The following is a 12,300-nucleotide window of genomic DNA, read 5'->3' as shown; positions in this document are numbered from 1 at the left end:
CTCGGCGCGGTGGCCGCATCAGGGGGATCGCCGCGCCCTCACCCAGCGCATGATGTTGACAAAGCTGTCCACCCAGAAGCGCTCCGGGTGGGCCTTCAGGTGGCGCAGCAGGGCGGCATGCGCCTCCTTCGAGACACTGAGGTAATCGCCGCCCACGCCGTGGAAGGTGATGCTGACCATCGTTCCGCGAGCCGCCGCCTCGTCCACCAGCGAGATCAGGCGCTCGGCCGTGGCATCGGTCGGATCGGCCGTGCCCACATCCTCGGGGTCAAGTCTTGCGATGTCCTCGACCACGCCGCCGGTGCGCGACTTGACGCCGATGAAGACGCCTTTCACCGCAGGCAGATAGGGCTGGCCCGCAGCCAGCAGATCGCCACACGGTGTGGTGAGGGTGCGTTCGGTACGGCCATCGATGGCCTGAAGAAAGCTGTTGGCCAGCAGCAGCTCCTCGCGCTGCGCGGCCACGCTGATCTTGTCCAGGTCGCGGTGCGGCGCGACCCAGTCACGGCCTGGCTTGCTGCGCGAGCACGGGTGGTAGAGCGAGTGGTTGCCCAGTTCATGACCGCGTGCGGCAGCAGCCCGCCATTCGGGCAGTCGTTTGACCACCGTCTCGCTGGCCAGCGTCAGGTAAAAGCTGGCCTTGAGGTTCAGCCCATCCAGCGCTGGCAACGCATGGTCCAGCTGTGAGGCCAGGGCATCGTCATAGGACAGGCTGACCGCCGCCCGCGCCCCGTTGGGCCAGGCGAAGGGCTGGGCCGGCTCGGCGCCTGCCGCCGTGCTGATCAAGGCAGCGAGCAAGGCCGGCAAGCCCAGGCCGCGCATGCTCAGGCCTGCTGCGCCGCGCAATGCTTGGCAATGAAGTCCGCATGGCCCGGCATCGCCGCCGCGCACTTGGCCACCACCTGGCGCACGTTCTCCACGTGGGCCAGCAGCTCGGCTTCGCTCGCCTGGTCGGCATAGGGATGGTGGCCGCGCGGCATCAGGCCCTGTCCCACCATCACCTGCAGCCAGCTGACCTCGGTGAACAGCTCCAGGCCGTCGCGGTAGGTGCGGCCGTTGGCGGCGAACAGCTCGAGCTTGCGCTGCAGGCCGTCCGGAATCTCCATCGTGCGGCAGTAGTTCCAGAACGGCGAATCGTCGCGCCGCGTGAGCTTGTAGTGCAGGATCAGGAAGTCGCGGATCTTCTCGAACTCCACGCTCGTCAGCGCGTTGTACTCGGCGATGTCGGCCGGCTCGAAGCCATGGCGCGGGAAGAAGTCGAGGATGCGTGCCACCGCCATGTGGATCAGGTGGATGCTGGTCGATTCCAGCGGTTCCAGGAAGCCGCTGGACAGGCCCACGGCCACGCAGTTGCGGTCCCAGAAGGTCTTGGTGCGGCCTGTGCGGAACGACAGGTGGCGCGGTGCCGCCGTGGCCTGGCCATCCAGGTTGTTCATCAGGAGGGACTCGGCCGCTTCCTTGTCCATGTAGCGGCTGCTGTAGACATGGCCGTTGCCGATGCGGTGCTGCAGCGGAATGCGCCATTGCCAGCCGGCCGCATGCGCGGTGGAGCGCGTCATTGGCAGGAGCGGCGTCACCGAATCGCAGGGCACGGCAATCGCGCGGTCGCAGGGCAGCCACTGTGACCAGTCCTCGTAGCCGACTTTCAAGGCCTGCTGGAGCAGGAGGCCGCGCATGCCGGAGCAGTCGATGAAGAAGTCGCCCTCGACCTTTTCGCCGCTCTCCATCACGACGGCGGTGATGAAGCCATCGCCCTCGCGCTGCAGCACCTGCTGCACCTTGCCCTCCAGGCGCTTGACGCCGCGTTGCTCGGCAAAGCCGCGCAGGAACTTGGCATAGAGGCCGGCATCGAAGTGATAGGCATGGGCGATTTCGGCCAGCGGCGAGCCGGGCATGTCGTGCCGCGCGCGCATGAATTTGGCCTCGCGCGGCGCCACCGTGTTGATCGAGTAATCGCCGAGCGGATGGGCCTGGCCGAGCTGGGCCGCGCGCAGCCAGAAGTGATAGAAGGGCAGGCCCGCATCGCCGCCACCGATCTTGCCGAAGCCGTGGATGTAGCGCTCGCCGACGGCGCCCCAGTTCACGAACTCGATGCCCATCTTGAAGCTGCCCCGCGTGGCGCGCAGGAACTCGTCTTCGTCGATGCCGAGGGCCCGGTTGTATTCGGTGAGGTTGGGGATGGAGGCCTCGCCGACGCCGATGATGCCGATCTCGTCGGACTCGATCAGGCGTATCGAATAGCCCCCACCCAGCGCCTTGGCAAAGGCGGCGGCCGTCATCCAGCCGGCCGTGCCGCCACCGACGATGACGATGTTGCGGATGGGGGTGTTGCTGCTGTTCATGTGGTGGATTCTCTGGCCTGGAAGAAAGGCCGGTGCTGCTGACAAACCATCAGCAGGCACCGGCCAAAGGACACCCCAGGAGGATTGCTTCTTAGAACTTGTAGTTCACGCCCAGCAACGTGGTGCGGCCGTAGTAGCGGATGTAGTTCGGCAGCAGCTGGCTGGTATCCGGTGCATTGGCGCCGGCCGACTTGCGGTTCATCGTCGGCTTGTCACCCACATTGCCCACTTGCAGCAGCACCGACAGGCCCTTGTAGGCACCCTCCTCGAAGGCATAGCCCAGCTGCAGGTCGATGACCTTGTCGGCCGCCTGCTGCAGCGTGGTGTTGTTGAGGAAGATGTCGCGGGTCGTGGCCGTGAACGGCGAGCGGTAACGCTGGCTGACGCGGGCCGAGATGCCATGGTCTTCGTAGTAGAAGGTCATGCTGTTGGAGCGGCCGGAGAGGCCGTTCAGCGGCACGTCGCGCGAGGTGCTGACCGTCGGGTCGGGGTTCTGGTCCTTGATCGAGCTGCTCAGCTTGGAGCCGCTGACCACCACACCGAAGCCGCTCAAGCTTGGATGCAACAGGCTGCCTTCCAGCGCCGCTGCGAACTCCAGACCCTCGACCTTGCCACCCGTGCCATTGCGCGGCTGGATGGTCGGGCCAATGGCCTTGGGCGTCACACCGGCCGGCGGCGTGGCCGGGAAGCCCACGGTGCTGACGGCGGTCAGTTGGTTGTAGATGTAGCTGAGCAGGTTCTTGCGGAACGCTGCCATGGAGATGTAGCTGCGCTTGCCGAAATACTTCTCGACCGAGAGGTCGATGCCGGCGGCGCGCCAGGGCTTGAGCTCCGGGTTGCCCGAGTAGGCCGTGGTCCATTCACCCGCATGCGGCGTACCGGCCGGGTCGGACAGCACCGTGGGCGTGCTGGTGCCGGCGCGCATGTCGACGATGTTCGGGCGCACGATGGTGGTGGCGAGGCCGAAGCGCGCGATCCAGCTGTTCTTGAAGTCGAACACCAGGTTCAGGCTGGGCAGGAAGTTGTTGTAGTGGGTGCCGCCGGTGCGCTTGAACAGCAGCTTGGGGTCGGGCTTCTCGTCCTCACCCCGGTATTCCCAGCCTTCCGAGCTCTGCTGGGCATGCACCACTTGCGCACCCACGTTGCCGCGCATCGAGATGCCTTCGAACTCGGTGTCGATATCCAGCTTCGCAAAGGCCGTGCTCACCTTCTCCTTGACGTTGGAGTTGTTGGCCACCCACTTGCTGAACTGGCCCTCTTCCAGGCTGACCGTGCCGCTGGCCACCAGGGCCGGCACGTCCACGCGCAGCAGCTGCGGGATGCCCGCCCAGCTCATGTCGAAGGGTGCGCGCACGACCGAGCTCGGGATGCTGCGGATGTAGTTGCCCTGCGCATCCTTGGACATCAGGATGCGGTCCTCGTTCTTGGCCACGTCCTTGCCGCGCTGGGTGAAGTTCACGCCGCCAGTGAAGTTGCTGAAGAAGCCCTCCAGGTCATGCTTCAGCGAGAGGCGGATGGTCTTGATCTCGTCCTTGATCTCGGGGTGGCGGATCGCGCCGATCCAGGCCTCGTTGGGCACCCAGTCCATGCCGGCCACATCGCCGAAGGCCAGGTTGGCCGGGTTGGCCAGATAGCCGGCCTGCACCGGCGTGAAGGTCTGCGGGTCGCCGTTGGTCGGCACGTTCCAGTTGTAGGCGCCGTAGGTCCACTGCTTGGTCGTGTGGTTGTACGGGCCGCCATAGGCCTCGGTATAGCGTTCATGGCGCTTGTCGCGCGAGTAGCTCAGGTCGGCCACGCCCTTCCAGCCGGCCGCCAGCTTCGCCTCGGTGTTCCAGCCGACGGCGACGATGTCGTCAGTGCGGCGCGTGTCCATGTTGCCGATGTTGGCAACCAGCTGCGACGTGGTGGCCTTGGTGGCGTAGGTGTTGTCGCCGATCTGCGTGGTGCTGATGCCGGAGAGCGCGGGCGCGATGCCGGCCGACCAGTTGCCGAACAGGCTCTGCGCGAACTTGCCGCCCACCTCGTGCGTCTTGAACTTGGAGTAGTAGAGGTCCAGCTGGTTGTGGATGTCCTCGTTCGGCTTGTGCTCCAGCACCACCATCAGGCCGTCGCGCACGTTCTTCTTGGTCGCCGTGCTGGCGGTCCAGAACATCGGCAGCATGGCCTGGCCGGTGCCGACCTTGGAAGCGACATTGCCCGAGAGCGGCAGTCCGAACGGCGTGTAGTCGCCGTACTCGACCAGCTCGGTCTGCTTGGTCTGCGAGGGCGAATCCAGGCGCGCGAAGCCCACGGCCAGGCCGATGGTCTTGTTGGCGAACTGGTCGACGTAGGAGAAGCTGAAACGCTTGCCGGTGGCGCTGGTCACGCCCGGCACCATGGTGCCGTTGGAGTTGCGCTCGCCGCGCAGGTTCACGGCCATCTGGCGGCCCGAAAGGCTCAGCGGGCTGATCGTGCGGATGTCCACCGTACCCGACAGGCCAAGGCCCACCAGCGACGCATCCGGCGTCTTGTAGACCGTGGCCGAACCGGCCAGCTCGGACGGGAACTGGTCGAACTCGACCGCGCGGCTGTCGTTGGAGCTGACCATCTCGCGGCCGTTCAAGAGCACGCCGGAGAACTCGGGCGAGAGGCCGCGGATCGAGATCACATTGACACGGCCGTCCGGGCCGCGCTGGCCGGTCAGGCCCGGCAGGCGGGCCAGCGATTCGGCGATGCTGGCGTCAGGCAGCTTGCCCAGGTCTTCGGCCGAGATGACCTCGATGATGGAGTCGGACGAGCGCTTCTGCGCCACCGAGGTCTCGATACTCTTGCGCAGGCCCGTCACCACCACGGTTTCGATCTGCTTGACCTCGGGGGCCGGCGTGCTGGCCGGCTGGGCTTGCTGGGCCTGGGCCGAGGACGCCGAGATGAACAGCAGGGCGCAGGCGGCAGCCACGGGCTGGCGCTGCAGGCTGCGGCCATGCCGCAGGCGGTGGGGGTGAGCGGGTTTCATATGTCTCCTTATCGTTTGATCAACTTGCTGGCTCTTGGTCCGCCTGTCGTCGGCGGACCGGTCAATCGCTAGGCAGGTCTCAGCATCGTGCGACTTCTTTGGGTCGCATCATGAAAGCGCTTTCACAATTTAGCTGTTGCGGGCACTGAACATCTACTGATTAACCCTAGCGAGTGTTGCTGCGCCACAAACGGGTGGCGCGACCGGTGGAACTCAGGGGAGGCCGAAGCCCGCCGCATCGAAGCCCAGTGCGCGGCTGGCATCGACCTTCAGGGCCACGCTGGCGCCGTTCTGGGGCGAGGTCTGGTCGGCCGGCAGCTTGGCGGTGAGCAGGCCCTCCAGGCCCTCGACGCGCAGATGGACCAGCAGCACGTCGCCCAGGTATTCGGCCAGCACCACGGTGGCGGGCACGCCGGCAGCAGCCAGCTGCAGGTGCTCGGGCCGGATGCCGATGCGCTGGGCGGCCGCGCCCATCGCATCGCCTCCCAGCTGGCCCCACAGCTGGCCATGGGCCTCGCTGGCGGTGGCGGCAGGCCGGGCGACGAAGTTGATGCGCGGCGCACCGAGGAAGCTGGCCACGAACTCATTGGCCGGCCGCTGGTAGAGCTCGCTCGGCGTGCCCAGCTGCTCGATGCGGCCCTGGTTGAACACGGCGATGCGGTCGCCCATGGTCATGGCCTCGACCTGGTCGTGGGTCACGTAGATCATGGTCGTGCCCAGCTGCTGATGCAGCCGCGTGAGTTCGATGCGCATGTCCACGCGCAGCGCAGCGTCGAGGTTGGACAGTGGCTCGTCGAACAGAAAGACCTTGGGCTTGCGCACGATGGCCCGACCGATGGCCACGCGCTGGCGCTGGCCGCCCGAGAGCGCCTTGGGGTAGCGGTCCAGCAGCTCGGTGATGCGCAGGATCTCGGCCGTGCGGCCCACCTGCTCGGCGCGCGCCGCCTTGCCCACGCCGGCCATCTTCAGCGCAAAGCCCATGTTCTCGGCCACGGTCATGTGCGGGTACAGCGCATAGCTCTGGAACACCATGGCCGCGCCGCGCTCGGCCGGGTGCAGCTCGTTGGCACGCTGGCCGTCGATGCGCAGCTCGCCGCCGGTGATCTCCTCCAGGCCGGCGATCATGCGCAGCGTCGTGGACTTGCCGCAGCCCGAGGGGCCGACGAAGACCATGAATTCGCCATCGCGCACCTCCAGGTCCAGGCCCCGTATCACCTCGGTCTCGCCGTAGCGTTTGCACAGGCCTTGCAGGCTCACTTGTCCCATCGTCTCGTCCTTCAGCTCAGCGCAGAGCCCGCTGTTGTTGCAGGAAGTCCCGGTACCAGCGCGCGCTGTCCTTGAGCGTGCGCGCCTGCGTCGCGTAATCGACGTGGACGATGCCGAAGCGTTTCTCGTAGCCCGAGGCCCATTCGAAGTTGTCCATCAGGCTCCAGACCATGTAGCCGCCCATGCGCACACCCTGTTTCATCGCGGCCGCCACGGCGGCGATGTGGGTGGCGATGTAGCGGGTGCGGCCGGCGTCGTGCACGCGGCCATCGGCGCTCAGCTCGTCCTTGAAGGCGCCGCCGTTCTCGGTCACGAACAATGGCGGCACCGGATAGTCGCGGTGCAGGCGCAGCAGCAGCTCGGTCAGGCCTTCGGGATACACCTCCCAGCCCATGTCGGTCACCTCGCGGCCGCTCTTGTGCACGTCCCAGGGTTCGCCGGCGCTGATCACTGAGCGCGAGTAGTAGTTGACGCCGAGGAAGTCCATCGACGCCGTGATGGCCTGCATGTCGCCCGGTTCGACCTGCGGCGCGTCGGCGCCCAGGTCGTCCAGCACGTCCTGCGGATAGCGGCCCTTGAAGAGCGGGTCCATGTACCAGCGCACCACGCGACCGTCGTCCAGCACGGCCTTGGCGCGGTCGGCCGGCGAATCGGTGGCCGCATGCATGGGCGAGAGGTTGAGCACCAGGCCCAGCTCGGCTTTGCTGCCCTGGGCGCGCAGGGCCTGCAGCGCGAGGCCATGACTCAAGAGCAGGTGGTGCGAGACCTGGGCAGCGAGCTTCCTGTCCTTCAGGCCCGGCGCAAAGATGCCGCTCTCGTGGCCGAGCTGGGCCACGACCCAGGGCTCGTTGTGCGTGGCGATGGAGACGACCCGGTCGCCCAGCCGCGCCGCCATGCCGCAGGCGTACTCGACGAAGCGCTGCACCGTCTCGCGGTTGCCCCAGCCGCCGAGGTCTTGCAGCGCCTGCGGCAGGTCCCAGTGGTTGAGCGTCAGGTAGGGCTTGATGCCGCGGGCCAGCAAGCCATCCACCAGCTTTTCGTAGAAGGCGAGGCCCGCTTCGTTCCAGTCACCACTGCCGGTGGGGCGCACGCGCGGCCAGGAGACCGAGAAGCGATAGGCGTCGACGCCCAGACCGGCAATCATGTCCAGGTCTTCTTCCCAGCGGGCGTAGTGTTCGCAGGCGACATCGCCATTGCTGGCGTCGGCTATCGCGCCGGGCTGACGGCAGAACGTATCCCAGATGGACGGGCCTTTGCCATCGGCCGCTGCAGCCCCTTCGATCTGGAAGGCGCTGGTGGCAACGCCCCAGACGAAATCGGCGGGGAAGGCAGTCTGGGCGGCTGCAGGGTCGTAGTGGGTCATGGCATCGAGGTTCAGGTGGGGGCTACTTGACCGCGCCAACGGTCAGGCCCGAGATCAGCTGCTTGGAACACAGCACGAAGAGCACGATCAGCGGCAGGGTCGCCAGGGCCGAGCCGGCCATCAGCGCGCCCCATTCGGTATCCACCGGGCTTTGCAGGCTGCGCAGCGCCAGCGGCAGCGTGTACATGTCGGGCGAACGCATCACCACCAACGGTGCGATGAAGTTGTTCCAGGACGCGATGAAGGCGATCAGGCCCAACGTGCCCAGCGCCGGCTTCAAGAGCGGCAGCACGATGCGCGCATAGATGCCGAGCTCGCTGCAGCCGTCCATGCGCGCGGCCTCGACCAGCTCGCGCGGCACGGCAGCCCCCACGAACTGGCGCATCAGGAAGATGCCGAAGGCGCTGGCCGCGCCCGGGATGTAGAGTGCGCGTGGCTGGTCGATCCAGCCGAGCAGGTCCATGATCATGAAGCTCGGGATCATGTTCATGAAGCTGGGCAAGAGCATGGTGCCCATCACCAGCGCGAACAGCGGCTTCTTCCAGCGGAAGTCAAACATCGCAAAGGCATAGCCGCCCATCGAGCAGAACAGCAGCGTGAGTGCGGTGGACGCGAGGCCCACATACAGGCTCCAGCCGAGGTTGCGCCAGAACGGCAGGCGCTTCGTGAGGATCTCGATGTTGTTCAAGAGGTCGTCGCCGAACCACAGCGGCGGCGGCAGGCTGAAGATCTCGCTGCGCGAATGCGTGGCGAAGACGAACATGAAATAGAACGGCGCCAGCATGATCAGCATGCCGATGCCCACGAGGGCATAGGCCGCGAAAGGCGTCATGGCCGTGCGTTTGGCTTGCATCGCGTTCATGCCTCGCCCCGAGGGCGGAAGGCCCGGTTGGTGATCCAGGTGAGCAGGGCCACCACGATGAAGAGCAGCCATGACATCGCGCTGGCGGCGCCGAAGTCGTTGAAGTCGAAGGCCGTGCGGTACAGGTAGACCGCCGTGCTCATGCCGGCCTGGTCGGAGCCGCCCTTGCCACCGGTCAGGATGAAGGGCTCCTCGAACAGCTGCAGGCCGCCGATCACCGAGAGCGTGACGCCGAAGAAGATCATCGGCTTCAGGCTAGGCAGCGTGATGTGGAAGAACTGCTTCAAGCGGCTCGCGCCATCCATGGTCGCGGCCTCGTAGAGATCAGGCGGAATGGTCTGCAGCGCGGCGAGGTAGAGCACGATGTTGAAGCCCACATAGCGCCAGAACACGATCAAGGAGATGGCGGGCTTGAGCGCATCGGGGTCGTTCAGCCAGTCGATGGCCTGGGCCGGCATCAGCCAGGCAAGACCTGGCACCTCGCGCAGCGCGGCCAGCACCAGGTTGATCAGGCCGTAGTCGGTCGAGAACAGCGAGCTGAACAGGATGGCGATGGCCACCGACGAGGTGATGTAGGGCAGGAAGTAGGCGCCGACCACCGCGTTGCGCGAGCGCCGGAAACTCATGTTGATGAAGCAGGCGAGCGGGATGGCCACCAGGTGCTGCGGCACGCCCGAGGCCACGGCCAGCCAGCCGGTGTTCTTCAGCGACTTCCAGAACCACTCGTCCTGCAGCGCGAAGGCAAAGTTGTCGAGGCCCACATAGTGCATGGCGGCGAGGCCGCTTGTGGGCTCCCAGCTCTGGAACGCGAGGTAGAGCGAGAAGCACAGCGGGAACAGGCCGAACACGGCAAACAGCACGAGGAAGGGCGCCAGCAGCACATAGGGCGCGTGGCGGGGAGCAAGCCGGGGGAGGAGGCGGGGCAGCTTCATGAGGCGCTCTTGTTCTTCAGCGGCGGGCGCGCAGTTGGAGCAGTCGCTGTGCATCGGCCAGGGCGGCCGCGATGTCCTTGCCGCGCTCCAGCACCTTGTCGAGCTCGGTGTCGACCACCTCGCGGGCGAAGGCGTCCTGCTTGTGCACGCGCACGGCCTTCACATGGCCGGCCGCCTCGCGCCAGTCGCGCCGCGCGGTCTGGCCACCGAGGAAGGGCAGCGGCTGGTCGAAGAAGGCATCGTCATGCGTCTCGAGCAAGGCCGGGAAGGCGTCCTGGGCCTTGAAGGCGGCAAGCTGCTGCTGCCGGTCCAGCGCCAGCAGCTGCATCAGCTCCCAGGCGAGCAGGCGGTTCGCCGGGTCGCCCTGGCGCGGCATCGCGAAGAAGGTGCCGCCATAGGCCGCGAATGCGCCCTCGGGCAGTTGCGCGGCGCGCCACAGGCCGCGCGTGCTGGGCGCCAGCCAGTTGTTCAGATGGCCGGCCAGCCAGGCGCCCGACATCTGCGTGGCAATGGTGCCGCGCTTGAAGCCCTCGCTCCAGTCGGAGGACCAGGCGGTGACCCGAGCATCCAGTTGCTGGCGGCGCACGGCGCGGGCCAGCTCGAAGGCGCGCACGAAGCGTGGGGTGGTCACGAGCGGCTGCGAGTCCTTGTCGAAGTACAGGCCCTCGCCCGGCTGGATGCCGGTGCGGATCAGGATGTCCTTCATGTCGCGGGCATGGGCCAGCAGGTAGGCGCCGGTGGCGGCCTTGATCTTCACGCCGGCCTGCACATAGGCCTCCCAGCTGCGCGTCAGCTCGGCCTCGGTGAGGCCGGCCTTGCTCAGCAGGTCCTGCCGATAGAGCAAGGTGCCGGGGCCGATGTCGGTGGGCACGGCGAGGACCGCGCCCGTGGGCGTGCTTGCCTGCTGGAAGGCGTAGGGCACGAAGCGCGATTCGAAGCGGCGGATCTCATAGGGCGGCGGGCTGAGGTCCAGCAGGCCCGAGCCTTGGGCGAAGCGGCCCAGGTAGCCGATCTCCAGCGCCATCACGTCGGGCAGGTGCACGGCAGTGGACAGCGCCGTGATCATGGCCGTGTGGTGGTCGTTCAGTTCGCGGCTGACGATGCGCACCTCCACTTCGGGATGGCGCTGCTTCCAGGCCGGCAGGGCGGCGCGGACGATCTCGTCCACGGCCGGGAAGGCCGCCACCACCAACACGCGCGGCGCACCTGGCGTTGCAGCGGCCAGCGCCAGACCGCAGCTCAAGCCGCAGGTCAGGAAAGCACCCACCAAACTTCGGACCACCCGCCTCATGCCTTGTCTCCGTCGCGTCGCCGCAAGTCTTGCCAAGGGCAGAGTCTGCAGGATCGCTCTTTTATGAAAGCGCTTTCATGATAGGTGGAGGCATTTGGACGTGTCAATCAAGGGTAAATGCCGAGCTGCCGTGCGAATGCCGGCTGGCGGCGCCAAGGGCGGCCTCCGGCGGGCGCTCGCGCTCTACAGCGGCCGCGCCGACGAGCGCACGATCAGGCGCGGCTCGGGCAGCACGGCCGTAGGCTTCTGCCCGGACAGCAGCTGCAGGAGCGACTGCGCGGCCGCCCGGCCCAGCTCGTGGGCGGCCTGGTGGATGGTGGTCAGCGGCGGCACGGAATGCGCGGCGCCGGCCAGATCGTCGAAGCCGACCAGGGACACGTCCTCGGGCACGCGCAGGCCGCGCCGGTGCAGGGCCAGGGCGGCGCCGAAGGCCATCTGGTCGTTGGCCGCGAAGATGGCGGTGAAGGGCTCGCGGCTGTCGATCAGCCGCTCCACCGCCATCAGGCCACTCTCTTCATGGAACTTGCCCGGCAGCACCAGGCTGGCCTTGTAGCGCACGCCGGCCGCCTCCAGCGCCGCGCGGTAGCCGCGCAGGCGCTCCTGCGCATCGGGGTGAACCGGGTCACCGGCGATGAAGGCGATCTGGCGGTGCCCGAGGCTCAGCAGATGGTGGGTGGCAAGACGCGCACCCTCGAAGTCATTGAAGTCCAGCGAATACAGGCCCGGCGCCTTCAGGCTGCGGCCGGTCACCACCACCGGCTGCTCCTTGGCCAGCTTGCGCAGGGCTTCGTCGCTCAGGCGGCCGGTCAGCACGATGAGGCCGTCCACGCGGCGCGAGCGCAGCACGTCGATGCAGCGCTGCTCTTCCTTGGCATTCCAGTGGCCGCTGACGAACAGCGGGCTGTAGCCCGCCTGGCTCAGCTCCTCCTCGATGCCGCGCAGGGCCACGCCATAGAAAGGGCTGTCGATGGCCTGCGTCACCACGCCGGCACTGAAGGTGCGGCCGCCGGCCAGGCCACGCGCGATCGGGTTGGGCACGAAGCCCAGCTCGGCAATCGCACGGTCCACCGCATCCCGCTTCTCCTGGCTGACCACGGCCGTGCCATTGAGGATCCGCGAGACCGTGCTCGGCGAGACGCCGCAAGCCTCGGCCACCATGCCCAGCGTCACCTTCGCGCCTGCGGACTTGATCGCTGCGGAGGAAAGCTTTCGGGCTGGGCTCTTGCTGCTCTTCATGGGGGCGGGCGGTTGG

Annotated in this window: 9 protein-coding genes; all 9 read right to left on the bottom strand. The window is 67.1% G+C overall.

What is annotated here, in order from left to right:
- Positions 1-18 precede the first annotated feature (18 nt).
- Positions 19-822: a polysaccharide deacetylase family protein gene (locus tag J7U46_RS16525; protein WP_282827804.1), complete on the bottom strand. Its 804-nt coding sequence runs from the start codon at positions 820-822 to the stop codon at positions 19-21.
- Between the two features lie 2 nt (positions 823-824).
- A complete protein-coding gene (locus J7U46_RS16520) occupies positions 825-2,342 on the bottom strand; it encodes a tryptophan halogenase family protein (RefSeq protein WP_282827802.1) in 1,518 nt (505 codons plus the stop codon).
- A gap of 91 nt (positions 2,343-2,433) precedes the next feature.
- Entirely contained in the window at positions 2,434-5,334 is a 2,901-nt protein-coding gene (locus tag J7U46_RS16515) for a TonB-dependent receptor (protein WP_282827800.1), read from the bottom strand.
- Between the two features lie 213 nt (positions 5,335-5,547).
- Positions 5,548-6,600: an ABC transporter ATP-binding protein gene (locus tag J7U46_RS16510; protein ID WP_282827799.1), complete on the bottom strand. Its 1,053-nt coding sequence runs from the start codon at positions 6,598-6,600 to the stop codon at positions 5,548-5,550.
- 16 nt (positions 6,601-6,616) lie between these two features.
- Positions 6,617-7,963: a GH1 family beta-glucosidase gene (locus tag J7U46_RS16505; protein WP_282827797.1), complete on the bottom strand. Its 1,347-nt coding sequence runs from the start codon at positions 7,961-7,963 to the stop codon at positions 6,617-6,619.
- A gap of 22 nt (positions 7,964-7,985) precedes the next feature.
- Positions 7,986-8,816 carry a carbohydrate ABC transporter permease gene (locus J7U46_RS16500; RefSeq protein ID WP_282827796.1) on the bottom strand — a complete coding sequence of 277 codons (831 nt, stop codon included), beginning with the start codon at positions 8,814-8,816 and terminating at the stop codon, positions 7,986-7,988.
- Between the two features lie 5 nt (positions 8,817-8,821).
- Positions 8,822-9,757 (bottom strand): sugar ABC transporter permease, encoded by a 936-nt coding sequence (locus J7U46_RS16495; protein WP_282827794.1) that lies wholly within the window; start codon positions 9,755-9,757, stop codon positions 8,822-8,824.
- Between the two features lie 16 nt (positions 9,758-9,773).
- A complete protein-coding gene (locus tag J7U46_RS16490; protein WP_282827792.1) occupies positions 9,774-11,000 on the bottom strand; it encodes an extracellular solute-binding protein in 1,227 nt (408 codons plus the stop codon).
- Between the two features lie 231 nt (positions 11,001-11,231).
- Positions 11,232-12,284 carry a substrate-binding domain-containing protein gene (locus J7U46_RS16485; RefSeq protein ID WP_282827790.1) on the bottom strand — a complete coding sequence of 351 codons (1,053 nt, stop codon included), beginning with the start codon at positions 12,282-12,284 and terminating at the stop codon, positions 11,232-11,234.
- Positions 12,285-12,300 lie beyond the last annotated feature (16 nt).

It is taken from the genome of Pelomonas sp. V22, assembly GCF_030014915.1.
In the GTDB taxonomy this organism is placed as follows: domain Bacteria; phylum Pseudomonadota; class Gammaproteobacteria; order Burkholderiales; family Burkholderiaceae_C; genus JAUASW01.
This window is presented reverse-complemented; position numbering and strand designations above follow the sequence as displayed.

Excerpts from the sequence above, each read along its gene's own strand:
- J7U46_RS16525 (WP_282827804.1), bottom strand. The coding sequence starts at position 822 with ATGCGCGGCCTGGGCTTGCCGGCCTTGCTCGCTGCCTTGATCAGCACG.
- J7U46_RS16495 (WP_282827794.1), bottom strand. The coding sequence starts at position 9,757 with ATGAAGCTGCCCCGCCTCCTCCCCCGGCTTGCTCCCCGCCACGCGCCC.
- J7U46_RS16510 (WP_282827799.1), bottom strand. The coding sequence starts at position 6,600 with ATGGGACAAGTGAGCCTGCAAGGCCTGTGCAAACGCTACGGCGAGACC.
- J7U46_RS16520 (WP_282827802.1), bottom strand. The coding sequence starts at position 2,342 with ATGAACAGCAGCAACACCCCCATCCGCAACATCGTCATCGTCGGTGGC.
- J7U46_RS16500 (WP_282827796.1), bottom strand. The coding sequence starts at position 8,816 with ATGCAAGCCAAACGCACGGCCATGACGCCTTTCGCGGCCTATGCCCTC.
- J7U46_RS16505 (WP_282827797.1), bottom strand. The coding sequence starts at position 7,963 with ATGACCCACTACGACCCTGCAGCCGCCCAGACTGCCTTCCCCGCCGAT.
- J7U46_RS16515 (WP_282827800.1), bottom strand. The coding sequence starts at position 5,334 with ATGAAACCCGCTCACCCCCACCGCCTGCGGCATGGCCGCAGCCTGCAG.
- J7U46_RS16485 (WP_282827790.1), bottom strand. The coding sequence starts at position 12,284 with ATGAAGAGCAGCAAGAGCCCAGCCCGAAAGCTTTCCTCCGCAGCGATC.